This is a genomic window from Streptomyces sp. NPDC051051 (assembly GCF_040682975.1).
GTDB lineage: Bacteria > Actinomycetota > Actinomycetes > Streptomycetales > Streptomycetaceae > Streptomyces.
Genome location: NZ_JBFBCB010000001.1, coordinates 204,254 through 226,685, shown reverse-complemented (window position 1 = coordinate 226,685; position 22,432 = coordinate 204,254). Strand labels below are relative to the sequence as shown.

Sequence of the window (22,432 nt, the reverse complement as noted above, 5' to 3'; positions counted from 1 at the left end):
AAGCTCTACACATAAAGGAAAAATAAGAGCACAATGGAATGAAGCGGCGCATACCGCACACCGCATCGAAGCGGTCAGGCCTGCAAGTCGAAGGAGATGGGTCATGGCCAACGTCTCGCACTCCAGAGGCGACATGTCGACTCACCCGGATGCTCCCGAGATGCGGACCAGGTACGACCGCATGCTCGGTGGTCGCGATGTGGCGCTCGTGGACGGACCGGTGTTCCTGCTCGGTCTGTACTGCGCCGTGTCCCCGTGGGTACTCCACTACACCGTCAGCCAGCCCGCGCTCGTGACGCACAACCTGATCGCCGGCATCGCGATCGGTCTGCTCGCGCTCGGGTTCACCGCGGCTCCCGCCCGTATGTACGGACTGAGCTGGGCCATGTGCGCGCTCGGCATATGGATGATCGTCGCCCCGTGGATCGTCGGCGACAGCCCGGACGCCGGGGTGGTCGTCAACAACATCGTCATCGGGGCCCTGGCACTGGTCCTCGGGCTGGTGTGCGCCGGTACGGCGGCGAAGAGGGTCCCCCGCGCGTAACCCCCGCGGCACGGACGGGAGACAGGAAGGCGGTCCGGCCGGGCCGCCTTCCGTCGTCCGCGCGGCCTGCGGCCGGGCGCCGGCCGCGGGTCAGCGGCGGCCGGCCACCGCGGCGTGAGGCGGCGGCAGCAGTCCCGAGACGATCTCCGGCGGCCAGACGCCGTACGCCGGCAGCAGCGGCTCCGGCGGGCCGGCCGGCGGCCCGGTCCTCGTCGGCGTGCCGGCCGAGGCGGACGGCGCCGTGGGCTCCGGGACCCGCTCGACGAACGGCGGGAGGTCCTGGGCACAGCGCGCGCCCACCGGCGGCAGCGCACCGGTCAGGAAGTAGCGCACCACGTGCCGCCCCACGCAGGCGCTGGGATTGTCCAGCGCGGTGTGCCCGTACCCGTCGAGCGTCAGCAGGCGCGCACGGCCCAGCTCCGCGGCCGTCGCGCGGCCCGACCGGTAGGGGGTCGAGGGGTCGTGGGTCGGGTTGACCACCAGTACCGGGTGGGCGGTCGGACGGTCCCACGGACCGGTGTACGGCCGCGCCGCCCGCGCCGGCCACCCGGCACACGGCTCGTTGGCCCAGGCCCACCAGCTGCCGAGCGCGCCGGCCTCCGCCACCGCCCGTCGTTCCAGGGCGGGGTAGCGGCCCGGCGAACGCGGGTCGGGACTCTCCGCGCACAGCACCGCGACCGACTGCTCGAAGCCCGGGTACCGCGCGGGTTCCGCCACCGCGGTGCCGGGGTCGACGGGCGCCCGGCCGTCCCACAGCCCCTGGAGCGTGTCCGCGATCCCGGCCCAGCCGGGGTGCACGGTGTAGAGCCCGCCCCGCACCTCGCTCACCGTCCGCGCGTACGTCCACCCCCCGACCGGCCGCTTCGCCAGGCGTCGCAGCAGGGAGTGGTACTTGGCCCGGGTGGCCGCCGGGCTGCCCGCCGAGAACACGCACTCCGTCACGGGCGCCCGGCCGCAGTGGTCGAGGAACTGCTCCAGTGTGTCGGCCGAGCCCACGTGGGAGCCGAGCCGCAGGAAGGTGTTCAGTTCGGGCTCGCCGGTCGCGCCCCGGTTCACCCACGCCTGCGGGTCCACGTTCCCGTCGAGCACCAGGCGCCCGACCCGCTCGGGGAACAGGTTCGCGTAGGTCGCGCCGAGCAGCGTGCCGTAGGAGATGCCCCAGTAGTTCAGCCGTTCCTGCCCCGTCGCGCGGCGCAGCAACTCCAGGTCGCGGGCGGTGTCGGCGGTGGAGATGTGGCGCAACAGCTCCGGGTCGCGCCGCTCGCAGCGCCGCGCGAGGTCGGCGTACGCGGCGGTGAACGCGCGCCGTTCCCGCTCTCCCACCGGGAACGGCGGCACCTCGGCCTGCCAGGCGGCGGCCTCCCCGGCGGTGGCGAAGCAGCGCACGGCCGTGCTCTCGCCGACGCCTCGCGGGTCCCAGCTGACGATGTCGTAGCGGTCGCGCAGTGCGCGGGGGAACTTCTCGTACAGTTCCGGCAGTCCGAGGGTGCCCGGGCCGCCCGGACCGCCGGGGTTGAAGAACAGCGTGCCGGCCCGCCCGGCCGGTTCGGCGGCGCGGTGACGGATGACGGCCAGCTCGATGGTGCGGTGCTCGGGGCGGGTGTGGTCGAGCGGCACGTTCGCCACCGCGCACTCGAACCCGGCCTGCGTCTCCCCCTCGCAGGGCTTCCACCGCAGGACGACGCCGACGTCACCGCCCGGGCCGCCCGCGGACGCCGGGCCGACCCCTGCGAGCAGCATCACCAACGCCCCGGCCGCCGCATCGGCGGTCCCTCTGAGCGGCATCCGTACGACGGTCCGTGGCATGGGCGGGCCCTTCCCTGGCGACTGACGGGAGCCGGGCCCTGCGACAGCGGCCCCGCAGCCATACCACCGGCGACCCGGCCCCCGGGCAACCGACACGCGTCCGAACGGGCGGTACGGCGTCGTGGTGCGGACATCGAACGCACCGGCGGGTCAGCAGCGCCCGGGCCGAGCGCGCCGCCGGTGCGGTCCGGGGCGCACCGCGAAGGTCCGCCGGACGGACGGTCCTACGGCGTGTACACGTACGGCGTCGTCGTGGTCAGGGGCGCGAAGCCGAGGCGCTGGAGGATGGGGCGGCTCTGGTCGGAGGCGTCGACCTGGAGGTAGCGGTAGCCGCGGTCGGCGGCGACGCGGGCGCGATGGGCGACCAGGGCCCGGTAGATGCCGCGGCCGCGCCAGGCCTCGGAGGTGCCGCCTCCCCACAGACCGGCGAACCGTGTGCCGGGGACGAGTTCCATGCGGGCCGAGCTGACCGGTTCGTCGCCGGCGAGGACGACGAGGGCGACGACGTTGTCCGGGTCCGTGGCGAGGCGGTCCCGCATCAGGTCCCGCAGCCAGCCGGCGTCCCTGCCGAACGCCCTCTCGTTCGCCTCGGCCATGAGGTCGACGCCCGCCCGGTCGGTGACGGGCACGATGCGGAGTCCCTCGGGCAGTTCGGCGCCGACGAGCTGTGCGGCGGTCTCACCGATCATCAGGGTCTCCTCCGGCTCGGGCACGAAGCCGGCCGCCACGAGGCGGCGCCCCAGGTCGGCGGGCCGGTCGTGCCCGTAGAGCTTCCACTCGAAGTCCCGGCCGAGTCCGCCGAAGTACGCGACCTGCTCGGCGATCGCCGCGTCCGCGTCCGCGTCCGCGGAGTCCAGGCCGGACCACACGACGCCGTTCCAGCCGCCCTCGGAGCCGACGTGGCGGACCACCCGCCCGACGCGTTCGACGCGTGCGCCGGGGCTCTCGGGAAGCGCGCCTTCGCGCATGTCCCGGTCGTACAGGGCGAGTACCGCGGCGTTGTCCATGGGGCCACTCCAGCAGGGCGCCCCGATGCGATCAACGGATTTACCGGGGGCCGGCGGTCCTACCCTGGACGCCGGAGACCCGCACGAGGACGAGGAGAGCCGCACGTCATGCCGAAGGACGACGAACTCCCGCATCTGCGTCGCTGCGTCGCGCTCGCCGAGGAGGCGCTGCGGACCGGGGACGAGCCGTTCGGCTCGGTGCTGGTGGGGGCCGACGGGACCGTGCTCGCCGAGGACCACAACCGGGTGGCGTCCGGCGACCGCACCCGCCACCCCGAGTTCGCACTGGCCCGCTGGTCCGCGGCACACCTGTCGCCCGGGGAACGGGCGGCGGCCACGGTGTACACGTCCGGCGAGCACTGCCCGATGTGCGCGGCCGCCCACGCCTGGGTCGGCCTGGGCCGCATCGTGTACGTCGCCTCGTCCGCCCAGCTGACGGCCTGGCTCTCCGGGTGGGGCGTGCCCGCGGCGCCCGTACGGGCTCTGCCGGTCCAGGAGATCGCCCCCGGCGTGCCGGTGGAGGGGCCGGTGCCCGAGCTGGTGGAGGAGGTGCGGGCGCTGCACCGGCGGTTCCACGGCGTGCGGGCGGAGCGGGAGCGGCCGTAGGCCCCCGCGGCGCCCACGGCCGTGCGGGGGCGGCCGGTCAGCGCCCCGCGCCGGGGCGGAACCGGCGGTGGAGGACCGCTCCGCCGAGGATCAGCGCCGCGGCGCCCGCGAGAGCGGGGGCGGCGGCGCCCGTGCGGGCGAGGGCGGCGGCGCCCGTGCGGGCGAGGGCGGCGGCGCCCGTGCGGGCGAGGGCGGACATGGTGTGCGGCGCCGGGGCGGGCGGCACCGCCGTCGGGTCCGCGTGGGACGCGGCCGGCGGGGTGTGCCGCGTCGGCGGCTCCGGCCTGGACCCGGCGGGTGGCGCCGGCTCCTCGTCCGAGACGTTGACGGACGGGTTGCCGAACGCCGGGTCGGCGATGCCGACGACGTCGACGCTGTTGCCGCTCACGTTCACCGGGAGCTGGACCGGCAGCTGGACGCCGTTGCCGGAGACCAGCCCGGGCGAGTTCGCCGCGGTCGCGTCCGCCGCGGAGTCGGCGAACGCGGGTGCGGCTACGGGCAGCGCGCCCGAGGCGGCGACGGCGATCACACCGTCTCGGGTAACCCGTCTCATGGGGTCCCTGCCTTCCAGACATGGTCGCGGGCGCTCGCCCGTCACCCCGTGGAACGCGGCGGAACCATGCGAGTCATGGCCAAACGGTCTTTCACTCCCATGGGGGTCACTCCTCTCGAACCGGCGACGATGCGCGTCGTGCCGTCGCCGCCCGCGCGGGACACGGGCGGCACGGCGTCCTCGCGGTGCCCGCCCGACGGGCCTCGCGCGGGGCCGCCCGGCGTCCGAAAGGCGGGTCCCTGGGAGCCCGCCTATCGTGGGCCGGGGCACCGGTCCCCGGTCCGCTGCAAGGCGTCTGGGAGGCATTGATGCTGGCCAAGCTGTCGACGCGACCCGCACTGCGACGCGGCGCGCTCGCCGCCGTCGCCGCCACCCTGACGCTGCTCGGCGCGGGGCTGCCCGCGGCGACCACGGACACGGGCGGCGGCCGCCCCGCGGACCTGTCCCGGTTCCACGACCAGAAGATCAGGTGGGGGAAGTGCACGGGCGAGGGCATGCCCGACGACCTCCAGTGCGCCAAGGCGACCGTCCCCGTGGACTACGCGCGCCCCGACGGCGCCACCCTCGACCTGGCGCTCGCCCGTTACCGCGCCACCGGCGACAAGCGCGGGTCCGTCCTGCTGAACTTCGGCGGGCCCGGCGGTCCTGGTGTCCCGGAACTCGCTTACAGCGGCAAGGACTTCATGGACCTCACCGACGGCTACGACGTGGTGACCTTCGACCCGCGGGGCGTCGGCCGGTCCTCCCCGGTCAGCTGCGGGGACGCCGAGAACGACGCGTACGCGGCCGTCGACGACGATCCGGACGAGCTCGGCGATCCGCGGGCGCTGCTGGCACAGCTGAAGAAGGCCGCCGCCGCGTGCGCCGAGCACTCCGGGCCGGTCCTGCCGCACATCGGCACGGTGGACGCGGCGCGGGACATGGACGTGATCCGCGCGGCCCTCGGCGACCGGAAGCTCAACTACCTGGGCTTCTCCTACGGCACCCGGCTCGGCGCGGTGTACGCCGCCCAGTTCCCCGACCGGGTGGGACGGCTCGTCCTGGACGGCGTGGACACGCTCACCGAACCGCTCGCCGAGCAGGGCGTCGCGGGCGCGCGGGGACAGCAGGTGGCGCTGGACGATTTCGTGGACTGGTGTGTGAAGGACATCGCCTGTCCGTTCGGGCAGGACGCGCGCACCGCCCGCGAGGAGGTGCGGCGGCTCGTCCGGTCGATGGACGAGGACCCGGTGCCGACCGACTTCGGCGAGCCGTTCACAGGGCAGGACCTGGTGGGCGCCATCGGACAGGGGCTGTACAGCAAGCAGCTGTGGCCGTCCCTGGAGCGGGCACTGGCCCAGCTCGTCGAGAACGGGGACACCAGCGGCGTCATGGCGTTCGCGACCGGCGGCCTGTCCCTGCCGGTGCGCGATCCGGGGGGCGGTGATCCGAGCGGAGGGCTGGCCGACGAGGAGGAGATCCCCCTGGACAACCTGCCGGCGGCGCTGATGGCGATCAACTGCGCCGACGACCCCGACCGCCCGACCGCCGAGCGGATCACCGCCGACCTCGAGCGGCTGCGCGCCGACTACGAGGAGGCGTCGCCGGTCTTCGGGCAGTACCGGCTCACCCAGGTCCTGATGTGCTACGGCCGCCCCAGGGGCACGGACTACATACGTGACGAGGTGAAGAACCTCGACACCCCGAAGATGCTGCTCGTCGGCACCCGCGGGGACCCGGCGACGCCGTACCGCTGGACCGTGGAGACGGCGGAGCGGCTCGGGTCGTCGGCCGTGGTGCTGGACAACCGCGGCGAGGGACACACCGGGTACGGCTCGTCGAAGTGCGTGCACCGCAAGGTCGACGACTTCCTCCTGTACGGTTCCCTCCCGCCGAGCGGCAGCTCCTGCGGGGCCGACGAGGACGGCTGAGTGGGCCGCCATCTGCCGGTGCTGCTGGCCGCCGTCGGCGCGGTGGGGGCGGCGCTCGCCGCGTGCGCCGGTTCGGCGTGGTGGTGGCTGGCGGCCGGGCCGCTGCTGTCGCTCACCTGCCTCGGCGTCCGCGATCTGGTGCAGCGCCGGGACTCGCTGCTGCGGGCGTATCCCCTCACCGGGCGTCTGCCGTGGGTGCCCCGGCGCGGTGCCGCCGAGCCGGTCGGTGCCGTGCGCGAGTTCCTCGTGTCGTCCCTCGGCCCGGTCGAGCCGCCCGAGGAGACGCCCGTGGTGCGGGTGGGCGGCCCCGACTGCCGGCTGCCGTACGACATGGCGCTGCTGAACGTGTCAGCGATGAGCTTCGGGGCCCTCTCGCCCCGCGCGGTGCACGCCCTCAACCGGGGCGCCGCGCTGGGCGGGTTCGCGCAGGACACCGGCGAGGGCGGGCTGACCGAGCACCATCTGCGCGGCGGCGGTGACCTCGTCTGGGAGATCGGAACGGGCTACTTCGGCTGCCGGACCGACGACGGGGCGTTCGACGCACGGGAGTTCGCGGACAAGGCGGCACTGCCCGAGGTGCGGTGCGTGTCGCTGAAGCTGTCGCAGGGGTCCGCTCCGGGTGGCGGCGCGCTGCTGCCGGGCGGGAAGGTGAGTGCCTCGGTCGCGCGGGAGCGCGGGGTGCCGGTGGGCGAACCGGTGGTGTCGCCGCCGGGACACCGGGAGTTCGCCACGCCGCGGGAGCTGGTGCTGTTCCTGGCGCGGCTGCGGGAGCTGGCGGGCGGCAAGCCGACCGGGTTCAAACTGTGCGTGGGTTCGCGCCGGGAGTTCCTCGCGGTGTGCCGGGCGATGGTCGCGGAGGGCGTCGCGCCGGACTTCGTGGTGGTGGACGGGTCGGAGGGCGGCTCCGGCGCGGCGCCGCCGTACGCCGGTGAGGTCGGGCTGCCGCTCACCGAGGGGCTGATCACCGTGCACAACGCGCTGGTCGGCGTCGGGTTGCGGGACCGGGTCCGGATCGGGGCGAGCGGCCGGGTGGCCACGGGCACGGACGTGGTCCGGCGGCTCGCCCAGGGCGCCGACTTCACCAACGCGGCGCGCGCGATGATGCGGGCCGTCGGCTGCGTGGAGGCCGGCCGGTGCGCCGCCGACAGCTGCCCGGTCGGCGTCGCGACGCAGGACCCGTTGCGGATGCGCGCCCTCGACGTGGCCGACAAGGCCCGGCGGGTGCACCGCTACCAGCGTGAGACGGTCCGCGACGCCGTGCGGGTCATGGCCGCTATGGGCGTCCGGGAGCCGGCCGGGCTCACGCCCGCCCACCTGGTGCGGCGGACGGGCCGGGGGACGCTCCGGACGTACGCGGAGCTGTACGAGTGGCTGGAGCCGGGAGCGCTGCTGTCCGGGCCGCCGGAGTCCTGGGCGGCGGACTGGAAGGCGGCGGACCCGGACCGTTTCAGCTAGCGGTGCCCGCCGCCGACGGGACGGTCACGAAGGCGTCGATGGCCGCCGTCAGCTCGGCCGGCTTCTCCACGGGCAGTTCGTGGCCCGCGTCGAGGATGCGGACGGTGGCGTCCGGATACGCCTTCGCCATCCGCAGCATCTGCCGCACCGGGAGCTGGATGTCGTGGTAGCCGTGGATCATCAGGGTCGGCGTGCGGATCTCGCCGGCCCGGTCCAGGACGTCGAACGCGCGCATGGCCCCGTACAGCGTCATGACCACCTCGCGCGGGGTGTCCGCGGAGGACCTGACGTAGGCGCGGACCTCCTCGCGCGGGTGGCCGGGGGCGAAGGCGCGCTGGATGTTCGTGGCGACGAACAGCTTGTACGGGACGAGGGTGGAGGCGGCCATCAGCAGGCCCCGGCCGCGGTTGTACGCCATCCGGCCGATGGAGTTCACCAGCACCATGCGCTCGACGCGTTCGGGGTGGGCGAGGGCGATGGTCTGCGCGATCATCCCGCCCATGGAGTGGCCGATCAGCACGAACCGCTCGACCTCCAGGTGGTCGAGGAGGGCGAGGACGTCGTCCGCCAGGTGCCGGATCGTCCGCACGCCTGCCCCGGTGCTGCCGCCGTGCCCGCGCAGATCGAGCCGGATCACCCTGCGCGAGGCCGAGAAGTGCGCCGTCTGGTGGTCCCAGCGGTGCCGGTTCGCCGTCCAGCCGTGGACGAACACCAGAGGCACCCCGCCGCCGTCGCGGGGTCCCTCGTCGTCGTACGTCAGTGCTGCGCCGTCGACTTCGAGCTGCGGCATGGATGTCTCCCGCGGGTACGTCCGGTCTTCCGGTTACTGACGCGTACCGTAACCGGCCGACGGGGGCGGCGTCACCGTCGTTCGCCGGGGAATCCGGCCGGGGAACCCGAGGGAGGCCGCGGACGGGCCCGGACGCGGCGAGGGCGGCACCCCGGCCGAGGGGCGTGCCCGGCGGGCCGCGGCCCTGCATCCCGGTCCACCCGTACCGTTCCGTCCCGCTTCGCTGCCCCAAATGCCTTACACCCGATTCGGCCCTATCGTGCTCGTATGGAGCACGAACTCAGCCCCGCGACCCTCTCCGAACTGCGCCGTCCGCGGCCCTATCCCGCGGTGTCCGTGCTGACGCCGACGCACCGCCGCGAACCCGACAACAGCCAGGACCGGGTCCGGCTGCGCAATGTCGTCGCCGAGGCCAAGAAGCAGCTCGAGGCCGATCCGGCGGTCACCCGGGAGCGCCGCGCGGACGTGGCGGAACAGCTCGACCGGGCCCTCGCCGAGGTCGACCTGACGTACACCGAGGACGGCCTGGTGATCTTCGCCGCACCGGGCGAGCACCAGGTGTGGTCGCTGGCCCGCCCGGTCCCGGAGCGCGTCGTCCTCTCGGACACCTTCCTCACCCGCAACCTCGTCTCGGCGCAGGCCGCCGAGCGGCCGTTCTGGGTGCTGTCGGTCTCCGCCGACCGCGTCACCCTGTGGAGCGGCGGCGCCGACCGGGTCACCGAGGAGCACTCCCACGGCTTCCCGCTCATCAGGACCCAGGAGAACTTCGACGCCGAGCGGATGGAACGCACCGGCGACCTGCCGAGCACCTTCCGCGACGAGGGCACCCGCCACTTCCTGCGCGACGCCGACACCGCCATGGGCCGGCTGCTGCGCGAGGCCCCGCGCCGGCTCTACGTCACCGGTGAGACGGCGGCGCTGTCCCTCCTGGACGAGATCGGCGGAGGCACCCGCGACGCCGTGCACGTGCCGCACGGGGGCCTCACCCACGCCACCCCGGAGGCGGTGTGGGAGGCGGTCCGCCCGGTGCACGACGCCGAGGCCCTCCGGGACACCGCCGCCGTGGCCCGGGAGCTGGACTCCGCCCGCGGCCGGCGCACCTTCGCCGCCGGGGTCGACGAGTTGTGGCAGAACGCCCGGGAGGGCCGCGTCCGCCTCCTCGCCGTGGAGGAGAACTACAGCGTCACGGTCCGCGACGACGGCGACCACCTGATCCCGGCCGAGAGCAGCGACCTCGACTCCCGCGACGACATCGTGGACGAGATCGTCGAGCAGTGCCTGGAGACGGGCGCCGAGGTCCGCTTCGTCCCGGACGGCACCCTGACCGACGCCGACGGCATCGCGGGCGTGCTGCGCTACTGAGGCCCCCACCCGGTCGGCGTACGCTGCACATGATCGTCGGCCGGGAGGGAGCGCGTACGTGGGTGAACTGCTGGGCGTGGCGGTGCTGGGTGCCGGGCACATGGGCGCCGACCACATACGCCGGCTCGACCGAGTGGTGAGCGGTGCCAGGGTCGCCGCCGTGGCCGATCCCGACGCCGCCCGTGCGGAGGAAGCCGTCGCCGGTGTCGAGGGGGTCTCGGTGCACACCGCGGCCGAGGCCGCGCTGGACGCGCCCGGCGTGGACGCCGTCCTGATCGCGTCGCCGGGTCCCGCGCACGAGGAGGCGCTGCTGGCGGCGTTCGCCCGCGGTCTTCCGGTGCTGTGCGAGAAGCCCATGGTGCCGGACCCGGCCGGGGCCCTGCGGGTGCTGGAGGCGGAGGCCCGGCTCGGCCGGCGGCTCGCCCAGATCGGGTTCATGCGGCGCTACGACGCGGAGTACCGCAGGCTCAGGACGCTGCTGGAGGACGGGCGGCTCGGCCGGCCCCTGATGCTGCACTGCACGCACCGCAACGTCTCCTCGCCGCCCGGTTTCACCAGCGCCATGCTGATCGACAGCTCGGTGTCGCACGAGATCGACGCGGCGCGCTGGCTGCTCGGCCAGGAGCCGACCGCGGTCACGGTGCTGCGGCCCCGCCCGTCGTCCGGCGCCCCGCAGGGCCTGCTGGACCCCCAGTTCGTGGTCTTCGAGACCGACGGCGGCGCCCTGGTCGACGTGGAGGTCTTCGTCAACTGCGGCTTCGGCTACCAGGTGCGCTGCGAGGCCGTGTGCGAGGCGGGCAGCGCGCGCATCGGCGACGACCGCGGCCCGCTGGTCACCGCGCACGGCTCGGCCGGCACGGACGTGCCGCAGGACTATCTCGTCCGGTTCGCCGACGCCTACGACCGCGAGGTGCAGGCCTGGGTCGACGCCGCCCGGCGGGGCCGGGTCACCGGTCCGACCGCCTGGGACGGCTACGCGGCCTCCGTCGTCGCCGAGGCCGGGGTGCGGGCGCTCGACAACGGCACGCGCGTGGCCGTCGACCTCGCCCCACGCCTGGCCCTGTACGGCTGACGCCGGGCGGTCTCACACGTTGCCGAGCAGTGCGTGCAGACTCTCGTCGACCGCCGCGCCGACGTCCTCACGGCCCGCGGCGACCACGGCGTAGCTGCGCAGCAGGAAGCGGCGCAGTGCGGCCGTGTCGAACTGCAGCAGGGCGAGCCCGAACGGCGAGTGGAACTCGACGACCGTCCGGGACCGGCCGCACGGCCAGATGTGCACGTCACCGCCGCCGGCCGGTCCGTCCAGTCCCTCCTCCAGCAGCGCGCGGCCGAACGTCCAGGTGACCGCCTCGCCCTGGAGGGAGACCTCCGGTGGGAAGTCGAGGTGCACGGCGAGCGGGTCGGCGGAGGTGTAGCGGAGCGTCACCGGGACGGGCAGCTCCCGCTCCTCGCCGGTGATGAGCCGGGCGCGGGCGGGCTGTTCGACGGTGACGTGGGTGGGATCCATGGGCGGTCTCCGCAGCGGTGAGTGGTCGGCCGTTTCCGGCGTGGTGCTTGTAGGACCTCGCAGGGGCCGATCGCATTACGGGAAAGCCGGGTGAATTATTGTGACCTGCGTCACGGTGACCCGGCCCGCCGCCGTCTCCCGGCCTCTCGCACGGAACACGCGACCGTCGAACACCCGAGTGATCACCTCCGGACACCCCCGGAAGTCACTCAAGTCACGTACGCCGCCTACGACTCACACCGGTGGCGGCCTACGTCATCGGCGCCCCCCGAGCTGCTCGTGAAGACTGTGGCATATGTCAGACGCATCACCGGATCGTGTGTTGCCAAATCCCTTACACCGCGTCGCGGGCTGTGCCACAGTCGTAACGGCCCCTTCGTCAGTCCGGCCGTCCCGTCCCCCATCGGAGTGCGTCATGCCGTCCCCCCTCTCCGCGGACCGCCCAGCCGCCCGGACGCCCGGACGCGGCCAGGTCGACGCGCTGATCACGCAGACGCGACGCCTCATGGGCGACGTGGACGCCGTGCGGCAGGACACGCAGGACGACACCTTCGACCCGCGGGGACGCTGGCAGCGCGCACTGTGCGACCTGGCGCTGCACCAACTCGAGGACCTCGACGCGCACTTGGCGCAACTGCGGGACGGCCCACCGTCCCCTCCCCCGCGTGAGTCGCCGCTCGGCCGGGTCGGCAGCGCGGAGTGGAACCTGCTGACCGACGAGGCCGTCTGGTCCCCGGAGCTGCACGGCATCGTCGGCCGTGACCCGGCCGCCCCGCCGCTCACCCTCGACGAACTCCCCTCCCTCGTCCTCGAGGAGGACCGCCCGCACCTGACGGCCATGGTCACCGGCTGCCTCGTCGACGCGAAGCCCATCGACGGCGAGTTCCGGGTCGTCCGGCCGGACGGCGAGGTCAGGACCGTGCACATGATGGGCGAGCCCGTGCTCGACGCCCGCGGCAGCACCACCTCGATGTGGGCCGTGCTGCGGGACGTCAGCGAACTGCGCCGCAGCCGGCGCGCGGTGGGCACGACCCGTGACTCGCTCCACCTGCGACGGCGCCCGGCACCGGCCGGGCACCGACCCGCGGCCGGCCCGCGGGAGGCCGCCCCGTCTTCCCGGCACGCCTCCCCGCGGCTCCCGCGCACCACCGGCACGCTCGACCTCGCCGCCCGGCACCTGCCCGCCGCGCCGAGTCCACCGACCGACGGCAGCTGGTACGACGTCCTGGAACTTACGGACGGCGACACGCTGTTGGGCACCGGCGCGCTCACCGGGCACGGCCCGGACGCCACCGCCACCCCGGCGACGACGCTCGGCGCCCTGCGCGGCATGGCGATGTCCGGCGCCGGTCCGGCCCAACTGCTCTCCTGGCTGGACCAGTTACTGGGCGCCGCCGATCCGTCGGCCCGGTGCTCCACCCTGTACTGCCGCTACCGGCCCGCCACCCGCACCCTGGTATGGGCACAGGCCGGACACCCCGCCCCGCTGCTGTTCCGCGCCGGGAGGGGGCGCCGACTGGACGGACCGGACGGCGGCCTCCTCGGCACCGGCCCGGATTCCGCTCCCGGGCAGGCCGAGGCGACCCTGGAGGAGGGCGACGTACTGGTGCTGCACACCGGCGGGCCGACCCCCGCCGACGGCCCGGACCCCCTCCTGGACCTGGCCCCGCGCCTCGCCGGCCTGCGCACGGCACAGGACTGCGCACGGCTGATCGCGCGGGAGTGCGACGACGGCGGCCGCGCGGACGACGCCTGCCTGCTCGTCGCCCGGGTCACCCGGTGACCGACAGACCGATAACCGTCAACTCATCTACGCCTGAACGGTGTTGTTCTTGCCTCCCCTCGGCTTCGGCAGCGCCTGCCGGATCTCCTCGCGCAGTTCGCTGATCCGCGGGTAGTTCGCGTACTCGGCGGTGAGCCGGTACATCTCGCGCAGCCTGTCCCAGGTACGCCGGGAGGAGTTCGACCCCATCGACATCAGGGCCAGCCGCGCGTACCGGTCGGCCTGTTCGGGGTCGTCCGCGATGAAACAGGCCGAGGCCATGGACAGATGGTCGAAGATCTTCGACCGCTCCCGCCCGTCGACCCGCAGGGCGAGGGCCTTCTCCGCGTAGTACTGGGCGTGCACGGCCGCCCCCGGCTCGAACTCGGCGAGCGTGCGATAGGCCAGGGCCTGCATGCCGTACAGGTCCTCGTCCTTGAAGGTCTGCATCCAGGACGGCGTCTCCGCGTCGATCCGGCCGGAGACGAACAGGTCCTCCGCCTGCCCGAGCGTGCGGCGCATGGCCTGCCCCTTGCCCATCGAGGCCTGGGCCCAGGCCTCGATGGTGTGGAACATGGCCCGTGTCCGTGGCAGCACCGTGTCACCGGAGCCGGACTGGGCGAGTTTCATGAGGTCCAGGGCCTCGTCGGGCCGGCCGATGTGCACCATCTGACGGGCCGCCCTGGAGAGGGCCTCCCCCGCCCGGGGCCGGTCGCCGCCCTCCCGCGCGGCATGGGCGGCGATCACGAAGTACTTCTGGGCCGTGGGTTCCAGGCCGACGTCGTGCGACATCCAGCCCGCGAGAACGGCGAGGTTGGCGGCGACGCCCCACAGGCGCCGCTGGAGGTGGGGTGGGTGGCGGTAGGCGAGCATGCCGCCCACCTCGTTGAGCTGGCCCACCACGGCCTTGCGCTGGAGTCCGCCGCCACGGGCGGCGTCCCAGGCCCGGAACACCTCCACCGAGCGCTCCAGTTCGTCGACCTCCTCCGCCCCCACGGGGGCGGCCTCGTAACGGTCGAACCCGGCGGAGTCGGCGTGCAGGAGGGGGTGATCGACGACGGAAGCGTCGGCGGAGAGGGTGGGGTCGGTGTGCAGCCAGTCGTACATGGCACTGCTGAGTGCTGATCCCGCGGCGAGCGCGGCACCCGCGCCCACCAAGCCGCGTCGGTTGAGCATGAGGTCCATTCCCGTGAATTCGGTGAGGACCGCGGCAGTCCGTTCGGGCGCCCACGGCACGCCGTCGGGATGCTGCGCACTCCCGTCGCGTGGCCGTTTCCCCGCACGCCCGTGCCGTACCAGACCGAGGTCCTCGATGGTCACGACACGGCCGAGACGCTCGGTGAACAGAGCCGCCAGCACCCGCGGCACGGGATCGCGCGGGATCTCTCCCATGTCGATCCACCGCCGCACCCGGGAGGTGTCGGTCGACAGCTGGGGGTGGCCCATGGCCGCCGCCTGCCGGTTGACCAGCCTCGCGAGTTCCCCTTTGGACCAGCCGGCCAGGCCGAACAGGTCCGCCAGGCGGGTGTTGGGTTGTCCGCTCACGTAAGCCCCCAGGTTCTCGGCTGAGTTGACAGTAGCCCCGTGCAAGTTGCCGGGCGACTATTCGCCAGGGTTCGCCAGGGTGCGCCAGATGGTGTGCCACGGGGCGACAGGTGTCAGGTAGGAGTGCGCCACCCCGACCCGGTCGCCGAGGGACATTCCCCAGGGTGCACCCGGGAGGCCGGGCCGGGCGGCGCATCGATGTCGCAGGCACACGAAGGGATCTGTTTCGCCCATGTACACAGCATCGTCCTCCGTGTCCGCCCCGCCCCGGTCGCTGCACTCCCGCCCGGGCGGCGGCGGCCCCTACCTCGACCCCGCCCGGCCGGCACCTCCCGTGCTCGGCGCGGGCCGCGGCGCCCGGCGCCCCGCGGGGCTCGGCACACAGCCCCTCAGCGGGAGGCTCGACCTGTCCGGCCCGCAGGGCGCCCAACTGCGCACGGCGATCGCGTCGGTGCACCGGATCTGCCCGGAGTTCGCCCCCGTGCAGGTACTGCGCCGCAGCGGCCGCTCCGTGCTCCTGGTCGGCACGACCGGACGCAGCACGGCCGTCGCCAAGTGTTTACTGGACCACTCCCCCGCGTGGGCCGAGCGGATCCGGCACGAGATAGCTGCGTACCGCACGTTCGTCCGGCACCGCCCCCCGGTGCGGGCGCCGAGGCTGATCGCGGCGGACCCGGACAACTGCACCCTCGTCGTCGAACGGATGCCGGGACGCGTGGCGGCCCTGCAGCGGCATCCCGTGGAGGCCCCGCCCCGCGCGGACATCCGGGCGGCGCTCGGCGCGATCTGCCGGCTCAACGCCTGGCGGCCCGCGGCCGGCACCTTCGACGCCCCGCTGGACTACGCGGCCCGCATCTCCCGCTACCACGAGCTGGGTCTGCTGACCGACCGGGATCTGGGGGACCTCCAGAAGCTGCTGCACGGCATCGCGGCGACCGCGGGCCGGCAGGGCATGGGCCAGTTCTGCCACGGCGACGCCCTGCTGTCCAACATGCTCCTGTCACCGGCCGGTCCCGTGCTGGTGGACTGGGAGCACGCGGGCTGGTACCTGCCGGGCTACGACCTGGCGACCCTGTGGTCGGTCCTCGGTGAGGCGCCGACGGCGCGCCGCCAGATCAGCCAGATCGCCCAGTCGGCGGGCCCGGCCTCACGCGACGCCTTCCTGGTCAACCTGATGCTGGTGCTGACCCGGGAGATCCGCACCTACGAGATGGCCGTGCAGCGTTCGATGCACGACTCGGCCCCCGCGGCTCCGGGGGCGGCCCACCCGGGTGCCGTGCCGTCCGGCGAGGAGCAGCGGTTGCTGCTGCGGCGGCTGCACGACGACTGCCAGATGGCCCGCCGGGCCGTCCGGGCGGCGGTCGGTACTCGCTGACCGGCGAGGGGGAAGGGTCCGTGGTGCGCCAGAGCGGCGGCGCATCACGGACCTTCGCGTGCCGGCCGCCTTCACGCCGGAGCCACCGGTGTACGCCGGTGACGGACCGCAGGCGGCGGGGCCACCCGCCACGAAACTCGCCCGGCCCTCACTGACATGGGAAATCGCTGTGCCGTGGGCATGATTGACGGATCGTCGGCAAGCCGGTACCACTGAGCCACGTCCGGCCCCGCACGCCCCGCCCCGCCCCGCCCGCTCGTCCCAGGAGGCCGCATTGCGAGGATCCCCCACCCGCTCCGGACCGGCACGCACCACCGGTCCCGCACGCACCCGCAGAGCCGCCGGCGCCGTCGCCTCGGCGGCTCTGCTGTTCCCGCTGCTCGCCGCGTCCCCCTCACCGGACTCACCGGGCGCCGAGGACCGGTCGGCGACGGGGCTGCAACGGGCGTTCGCCGCCGCGGCCGCCGAGTACGACGTGCCGCAGAGCGTGCTGCTGGGCGTCTCCTACCTCCAGTCCCGCTGGGACGCGCACGGCGGCGCGCCGAGCGTGACCGGCGGCTACGGTCCGATGCACCTCACGGACGCCCGCACCGCCCTGGCCGGCGCCCCGCACCACAGCGAGGGCACGGAGGACCCGCGCGGCGACGACGCCCGCGCCGCCCTGCGCCCGAAGGCGCCGCTCCCGGCGGGCACCGCGATCCCGGCCCGCCTCAGGACGCTCCCCGAGGCCGCGGAGCTGACCGGTCTGAGCCCCGGGGAACTGCGCACCGACCCGGCCGCCAACGTGGCCGGCGGCGCCGCCCTGCTCGCCGCCGCACAGCGGGACCTGGGCGAGCCGCTGACCGACGATCCGGCCGACTGGTACGGCGCCGTGGCCCGTTTCTCCGGCGCCGACGACACCGCGACGGCCGCCACGTACGCGAACGACGTGTACGACGTGATCCGCACCGGGCAGGAGCGGACCACGGACGCCGGCCAGCGGGTGGCGCTGGCCGCACGGCCTGAACTGGCGCCCGACACGGGACAGCTGCGGCGGGCCGGCCTGCGCGCGGCGTCCGCGGCGGGCACCGAGTGCCCGGGGTCGGTCTCCTGCGAGTGGATCCCGGCGCCGTACGAGCAGTTCGGCGACAACGACTACGGCAACCACGACCTCGGGGACCGCCCGGCGTCGCAGTCGATCAAGTACATCGTCGTGCACGACACCGAGGGCGGCTGGGAAGGGGTCCTGAACCTGGTCCAGGACCCCACCTACGTGTCCTGGCAGTACTCGCTGCGCTCCACCGACGGCCACATCGCCCAGCACGTGAAGGCGAAGGACGTGGCCTGGCACGCGGGCAACTGGTACGTCAACGCCACGTCGATCGGCCTGGAGCACGAGGGCTTCCTCGCCTCCCCGGACTCCTGGTACACGGAGGCGATGTACCGGTCGTCGGCGCGCCTGGTGACGTACCTGGCGAAGAAGTACGGCATTCCGCTGGACCGGCAGCACATCCTGGGGCACGACACCGTGCCCGGTCCGACCGCGGCGACCGTGCCGGGCATGCACACCGACCCGGGGCCGTACTGGGACTGGCGGCACTATTTCGAGCTGCTGGGCCGGCCCTTCAGGGCCACGGCCCGCAAGAACGCCGGGGTGGTGACGATCCTGCCGGACTACTCCGCCAACCGGCCGGTGTACACGGGCTGCACGGCGAAGGGCGAGCCGTGCGCGGCGCACGGGTCGAGCGCGGTGCGGCTGTACTCCGACCACGACGAGAACTCCGCCCTGATCACGGACGCCGGCCTGGGCACGACCCCGACGACGGGCGTGAACGACCTCTCCTCACGGGTCTCCACCGGCCAGCAGTACGCGGTCGCCGACCGCTTCGGCGACTGGACGGCGATCTGGTACCTGGGCCAGAAGGCCTGGTTCCGCAACCCCGCGGCACGGCCGACGGCCGTGCCCGCGAAGGGGTTGCTGGTGACCCCGAAGGACGGCGTGGAGAGCGTGCCGGTCTACGGGCGCGCCTACCCGGAGGCGCCGGCCTACCCGGCGGGCGTGCCCGTCCAGTCGGTGTCGCCGCTGCCGTACCGGCTGCCGGCGGGACAGAAGTACGTGGTCGGTGACGAGGTGCCCGGCGAGTACTACTACGCGGTCGACTTCACCGCCGACTCGCACCGGGTGGTCGTCGGCGAGGACCTGTACTACGAGATCCAGTACGGGCACCGGGTGGCGTTCGTCCGGGCCGCGGACGTACGGCTGTCGAAGCCGTAGGTCCGGTCAGCCCTGCTGGAAAAGCTCCGCCGGGAGCGGCTTCAGCAGGGCGTACAGGTCGTCGGTGATGGGGCGGTCCCAGGCGGCGATGGTCACCAGGACGTTGTCGCTGCGGTCGAACTGCACGCAGGAGATGCGGCTCTCGGAGAGCTTGAGGCGGCGCACGATGAGGAGGTTGTCGCCCTGCATCACCGGCATGTCCTCGGTGCCGACGACGGTCACCTCCTCCTCGTTCTCCAGCGCGAGCAGCAGTTGGGCCACCTCGAAGGGAACCTCGTCCTGGGCGACCTCGCGGGCCGGCGAGCCCTCGGGAAGGTTGCCGATGATCATCGCGGGGCCGCGGCCGCCGAAGAGGTCGTAGCGCAGGAAGACGCCCTGGCACGTGCCGTCGGGGGCGGGCAGCAGGCCGGCGCCGAGGTTGCCGGGCCAGTCACCCGGATCCATGGCCAGGACGTCGAAGTCGGGCCCGGCGGGCGTGGCACTGCGGCGGCGGAGGAACGACATGGGGCCATGGTACGGGTACGGGGGCCGTCGGCGTCCTGCGGGCGGTCGCCTGTCCGGGGGGCGCGCGACTCTCCTCGGGGGTGCGGGGCCTTCCGGGCTACGAGGCCTGCTTGTGGCGTTCGTGGTGGCGGGCCACTCGGGCGCGGTTCCCGCAGGACGGCCTGCACCACTCCTGGCGCGGGTGGTCCTTGAGGAAGTAGCGGACGCAGCGCGGGGCGTGGCAGGCGCGCAGGCGCTGCCGGTCCGGGCCGGTCAGGAAGGCCATCACGGCCTGTGCGAGGGCGGCGTCGAGGTCGTCGCCGTCCGGCACGGGCCGCCGGCCGACGCGCGGGTCGGCACCGTCGGTCCAGTGCAGGACGGGGACGGTGGGCAGGCGGGCGGCGGCCGTGTTGAGGCGGTCCAGGGCTTGGGCCACGGGCAGCAGCCGGGCCGCGTCGGCGGGGCTCGGCGCGCCGGGGCGTACGGCGTGCGCGAAGAGGGCGCGGACGGCGGCGCGCAGGTCGCGGACGGCTGCGAGGCCCCGGGCGTCGGCGGCGTAGTCCGGTGCGAGCGGAAGGGCGTCGGCGTGGGCGCGGACCCAGGCGGTGAGTCCCGCGGGGTCGGTGAGGTCGTCGGCGACCCCGCCGTGACCGTCGTGCCGGACGGTCAGTGCGAGGTCGAGGGCGAGGCGGCTGTCGGCGGGGAGCGCGTCCTGCATGCGGCCGATGATAGGCCGCGTGCGGCCACCGGCAGGGGCGCCTCATTCCTCCGCGGGTGTCGGTGGCACCACCGCCACCGGGCTCGCCGCGTGCAGCAGGACGGCGTGGGTGACGGAGCCCAGCATGCGGGCGGGTGCCAGCAGGCGCCGGCGGTGGCGGCCCACCACGACCAGCTCGGCGTCCCGGGAGGCGGCGACGAGGTGACCGGCCGCGTCGCCGGGGGCGGGGTACGGCTCGACGCGGACCTCGGGGTGGCGCTGCCGGTGCGCGGCGAGGAAGCCGTCGGTGAGGGTGCGGGTCTCGCGTTCGAGGGCGCCCTGGTCGATGTCGGTCGGGAGGAGTTCGCCGGGGGCGGCCCAGGTCTGGACGGGCCAGGGATAGGCGACGACCACCTGGAGGCGGGCGTCCCGCAGGGCGGCCTCGGTGAAGGCGAGGGCGAGGGCGGCGTCGTCGGGGCTGTCCACGTTGAGCCCGACGACGACCCGCGGGCCGGGACCGGGCGACGGGCCGTCCACCTCGCGGCCGGGCCGGGGCACGATCACGACGGGGCACTCGGCGTCGCGGGCGGCGGTCAGGCCGTTGGAGCCGAGCAGCAGGCTCCGGAAACCACCCCGCCCCCGGGACCCGAGCACGAGCAGTTCGGCCTCGGCGCCCAGTTCGGGCAGCAGCGCGCCCGGCGCCCCGTCGAGACCGACGTACTCCACGTCCGCGCCGTCCGCGGTCTTCTCCAGCCGGGCGCGCGCGTCGCCGAGGACGGGGTCCTCGTCCGGAGGCGGGGGCAGGGTCATGGGTGCGCCGGGCTGCGTCCACGCGGCGTAATGGCGGACGTGGCAGACGCGCAGTGCCGTCCGGCGTCGACGTGCGGCGTCCACGGCCCAGTCGAGGGCCCGCCAGCTGTCCTCGGAACCGTCGACCGCCACGGCGACCGGCAGCGTGCTCATGGTCCTCACCTCCGGGATACGAGCGTCGTCCTGCTGGGTCCAGCCTGGCTCAGGCAACGGCTCCGGCAGGCTCTCCCCGGTCGCGTGTCCGGAAAATGAGCGACGACACCGCCGGTTCGGCCCGCCGCGGTGGCGATCCGGCCGCCCGGCCGGGCGCGGCGGCCCGCGGGACGGTCCGGCCCGTGCCGCGGAGCGGGCAGGCCGGCGGACTCGGTAGGCCGGCGGACTCGGTGGCCCGGCGCGGTCGGCGGACGGGCGCGGTCGGCGGACGGGCGCGGTCGGCGGACGGGCGCGGTCGGCGGACGGGCGCGGTCGGCGGACGGGCGCGGTCGGCGGGTCTCAGGTCAGGTCGAACTCCCCCTCGCGTGCCCCCGAGACGAACGCGCCCCACTCGGCGGGCGTGAAGATCAGGGAAGGGTTCTCGGGGCGGCCGCTGTTGCGCATCGCGACGAATCCCTCGACGAAGGCGATCTGGACATCACCCCGGCCCCGGCTGCTGGACTGCCACTCGGCGTTGCTGAGGTCCAGCTCCGGCTTGTCCCAGCTCGCGAGCGGCTGCTGCTGGATCGTGCTCTCGGCCACGTCCGTGCTCCTCCCGGTTCGTCGTCCGCGGCCAGCCTAGCGACCGGTCCCCGGCGCCGACAGAGCACGCGAGGGGGACCTTTCGGAACGGCGACGGCGCCGTTCCCGCGAGCCGCGTGGCGAAGAACCGCGGCCCGCCGCCGTGGACGTGCCCGGGGACCCCGCGGGCCCCGTCCACCCGGTGCTCCCCGGCCGGTCGCCGCCGCAACGGCCCCGCGACGAGGGCCGAGACCTTCTTCGGGATGCCGTACGTGGGACCTTCACGGGCCGGCCCGCCGCACCCGGGCCGCCGCGGGGCTACTCCGCCGCGGCCGGAGGTGACCCGCCACCGGCCAGGAAGGCCTCGATGCGGGCCGTGAACCAGGCCGGGTCGTCCAGCCACGGGTAGTGGGCGGCGCCGGGCTGCACGGCGAAGTCGGCGTTCGGGAAGGCGTCGGCGACGAGCCGGGCCACTTCCGGACGGGGGCCGCCGTCCAGTTCGCCCGCGAGCACGAGCACCGGGGCGCCGACACCGGCGAGGGCGGCCCGCAGGGCGGGCGGGTCGTAGGCGGCCGGGTCGTGGAAGCGGCCCTCCGCCTCCTCGTTGGTCTGCTCGTCCGCGGCGGCCGCGTGCGCGCGGGCGGTGTCGTCCCAGCGGCCGTAGAAGAAGGCGTCGACGGCCGTGAAGTCGGTGTCCTCCGCGCCGGTCGTCCAGGCCTCGAACGCGGGGAAGGCCGTCGTGAACCACGGCTCGTCCTGACGCAGTCGCGCCGCCGCCAGCCGCTCCTCGGGGCCGGCCGGCCGGCCCAGGGCCCAGGGGACGGCGGTCACGAGGACGAGCCGGGCCACGCGCTCGGGGTGGCGGGCCGCGTAGAGCATGGCGAGGCTGCCGCCCGCCGAGTGCGCCAGGAGGTCCATCCGCTCGAGGCCCAGATGGATCCGGAGCGCCTCCACATCCTCGACCTGGCGGTCGCAGCGGTACGTCGCCGGGTCCGCCGGAACCGAGGAGTCGCCGGTGCCGCGCAGGTCGAGCAGGATCAGGCGGCGGCGGGCGGTGAGGCCACCGAGAACGCCGAGGTACTCCGAGGCCCGCATGGGCCCGCCGGGCAGGACGACGAGGGGCTCGCCCTCGCCCCGGACATGGTGGGCGAGCGGGGTTCCGTCGGGTGCGGTGAAGATCGGCATGCCCAGATCCTCGGGGCCGGTCGGGTCCGGGCGCAACGGCGTTCTCCGGGGTCCCGAAAGTACGGCC

General features: G+C 74.6%; 20 protein-coding genes. 9 read left to right on the top strand and 11 right to left on the bottom strand.

What is annotated here, in order from left to right; all coding sequences use genetic code 11:
- Window positions 1-103: 103 nt before the first annotated feature.
- Complete coding sequence (locus tag AB0N31_RS01075; protein ID WP_366056187.1) at window positions 104-544, top strand: SPW repeat protein; 441 nt, start codon at window positions 104-106, stop codon at window positions 542-544.
- 90 nt (window positions 545-634) lie between these two features.
- Here AB0N31_RS01075 and AB0N31_RS01070 read toward each other — a convergent pair whose 3' ends face one another.
- The gene (locus tag AB0N31_RS01070; protein WP_366056186.1) at window positions 635-2,350 is read right to left on the bottom strand and encodes an alpha/beta hydrolase; all 1,716 of its coding nucleotides are present in this window, start codon (window positions 2,348-2,350) and stop codon (window positions 635-637) included.
- A 224-nt stretch (window positions 2,351-2,574) separates the two neighbouring features.
- Window positions 2,575-3,357: a GNAT family N-acetyltransferase gene (locus AB0N31_RS01065; protein ID WP_366056185.1), complete on the bottom strand. Its 783-nt coding sequence runs from the start codon at window positions 3,355-3,357 to the stop codon at window positions 2,575-2,577.
- Window positions 3,358-3,465: 108 nt separating this feature from the next.
- On the opposite strand from AB0N31_RS01065, the gene AB0N31_RS01060 reads away from it, so the two are divergent.
- Window positions 3,466-3,963, top strand: a complete 498-nt coding sequence (locus AB0N31_RS01060) for a nucleoside deaminase (protein ID WP_366056184.1) — start codon at window positions 3,466-3,468, stop codon at window positions 3,961-3,963.
- Window positions 3,964-4,000: 37 nt separating this feature from the next.
- On the opposite strand, the gene AB0N31_RS01055 is transcribed toward AB0N31_RS01060, so the two are convergent.
- The gene (locus AB0N31_RS01055) at window positions 4,001-4,492 is read right to left on the bottom strand and encodes a chaplin (RefSeq protein ID WP_366056183.1); all 492 of its coding nucleotides are present in this window, start codon (window positions 4,490-4,492) and stop codon (window positions 4,001-4,003) included.
- Between the two features lie 332 nt (window positions 4,493-4,824).
- On the opposite strand from AB0N31_RS01055, the gene AB0N31_RS01050 reads away from it, so the two are divergent.
- Together AB0N31_RS01050 and AB0N31_RS01045 are read left to right on the top strand one after the other, a co-directional pair.
- On the top strand, window positions 4,825-6,426 hold the full coding sequence (locus AB0N31_RS01050) for an alpha/beta hydrolase (RefSeq protein WP_366056182.1): 1,602 nt from the start codon (window positions 4,825-4,827) through the stop codon (window positions 6,424-6,426).
- Complete coding sequence (locus AB0N31_RS01045; RefSeq protein ID WP_366056181.1) at window positions 6,427-7,881, top strand: FMN-binding glutamate synthase family protein; 1,455 nt, start codon at window positions 6,427-6,429, stop codon at window positions 7,879-7,881.
- Here AB0N31_RS01045 and AB0N31_RS01040 read toward each other — a convergent pair.
- Entirely contained in the window at window positions 7,874-8,671 is a 798-nt protein-coding gene (locus tag AB0N31_RS01040; RefSeq protein ID WP_366056180.1) for an alpha/beta fold hydrolase, read from the bottom strand. The genes AB0N31_RS01045 and AB0N31_RS01040 overlap by 8 nt on opposite strands.
- 267 nt (window positions 8,672-8,938) lie before the next feature.
- Between AB0N31_RS01040 and AB0N31_RS01035 the strand changes: the two genes are divergently transcribed.
- Both AB0N31_RS01035 and AB0N31_RS01030 read left to right on the top strand, forming a co-directional pair.
- Entirely contained in the window at window positions 8,939-10,033 is a 1,095-nt protein-coding gene (locus tag AB0N31_RS01035) for a chemotaxis protein (protein WP_366056179.1), read from the top strand.
- Between the two features lie 58 nt (window positions 10,034-10,091).
- The gene (locus AB0N31_RS01030) at window positions 10,092-11,105 is read left to right on the top strand and encodes a Gfo/Idh/MocA family oxidoreductase (RefSeq protein WP_366056178.1); all 1,014 of its coding nucleotides are present in this window, start codon (window positions 10,092-10,094) and stop codon (window positions 11,103-11,105) included.
- Window positions 11,106-11,117: 12 nt separating this feature from the next.
- On the opposite strand, the gene AB0N31_RS01025 is transcribed toward AB0N31_RS01030, so the two are convergent.
- Window positions 11,118-11,540, bottom strand: a complete 423-nt coding sequence (locus AB0N31_RS01025; protein WP_366056177.1) for an SsgA family sporulation/cell division regulator — start codon at window positions 11,538-11,540, stop codon at window positions 11,118-11,120.
- 415 nt (window positions 11,541-11,955) lie between these two features.
- Here AB0N31_RS01025 and AB0N31_RS01020 point away from each other — a divergent pair, with 415 nt between their 5' ends.
- Window positions 11,956-13,323 (top strand): SpoIIE family protein phosphatase, encoded by a 1,368-nt coding sequence (locus AB0N31_RS01020; protein ID WP_366056176.1) that lies wholly within the window; start codon window positions 11,956-11,958, stop codon window positions 13,321-13,323.
- Between the two features lie 27 nt (window positions 13,324-13,350).
- Here the strand turns inward: AB0N31_RS01020 and AB0N31_RS01015 are convergent, their stop codons facing one another.
- Window positions 13,351-14,847: a hypothetical protein gene (locus AB0N31_RS01015; RefSeq protein ID WP_366056175.1), complete on the bottom strand. Its 1,497-nt coding sequence runs from the start codon at window positions 14,845-14,847 to the stop codon at window positions 13,351-13,353.
- Window positions 14,848-15,079: 232 nt separating this feature from the next.
- Between AB0N31_RS01015 and AB0N31_RS01010 the strand changes: the two genes are divergently transcribed.
- Both AB0N31_RS01010 and AB0N31_RS01005 read left to right on the top strand, forming a co-directional pair.
- Complete coding sequence (locus tag AB0N31_RS01010; protein WP_366056174.1) at window positions 15,080-16,222, top strand: aminoglycoside phosphotransferase family protein; 1,143 nt, start codon at window positions 15,080-15,082, stop codon at window positions 16,220-16,222.
- A gap of 364 nt (window positions 16,223-16,586) precedes the next feature.
- Window positions 16,587-18,476, top strand: coding sequence for an N-acetylmuramoyl-L-alanine amidase (locus tag AB0N31_RS01005; RefSeq protein WP_366056303.1), 1,890 nt, complete (start codon window positions 16,587-16,589; stop codon window positions 18,474-18,476).
- A 6-nt stretch (window positions 18,477-18,482) separates the two neighbouring features.
- On the opposite strand, the gene AB0N31_RS01000 is transcribed toward AB0N31_RS01005, so the two are convergent.
- From AB0N31_RS01000 to AB0N31_RS00980, 5 genes are all read right to left on the bottom strand, one after another.
- A complete protein-coding gene (locus AB0N31_RS01000; RefSeq protein WP_366056173.1) occupies window positions 18,483-18,980 on the bottom strand; it encodes a hypothetical protein in 498 nt (165 codons plus the stop codon).
- Window positions 18,981-19,077: 97 nt separating this feature from the next.
- Entirely contained in the window at window positions 19,078-19,677 is a 600-nt protein-coding gene (locus tag AB0N31_RS00995; RefSeq protein ID WP_366056172.1) for an ABATE domain-containing protein, read from the bottom strand.
- Between the two features lie 42 nt (window positions 19,678-19,719).
- On the bottom strand, window positions 19,720-20,619 hold the full coding sequence (locus AB0N31_RS00990) for a universal stress protein (protein WP_366056171.1): 900 nt from the start codon (window positions 20,617-20,619) through the stop codon (window positions 19,720-19,722).
- 339 nt (window positions 20,620-20,958) lie between these two features.
- A complete protein-coding gene (locus tag AB0N31_RS00985; protein WP_366056170.1) occupies window positions 20,959-21,201 on the bottom strand; it encodes a DUF397 domain-containing protein in 243 nt (80 codons plus the stop codon).
- Window positions 21,202-21,498: 297 nt separating this feature from the next.
- Window positions 21,499-22,365: an alpha/beta hydrolase gene (locus AB0N31_RS00980; RefSeq protein WP_366056169.1), complete on the bottom strand. Its 867-nt coding sequence runs from the start codon at window positions 22,363-22,365 to the stop codon at window positions 21,499-21,501.
- Window positions 22,366-22,432 lie beyond the last annotated feature (67 nt).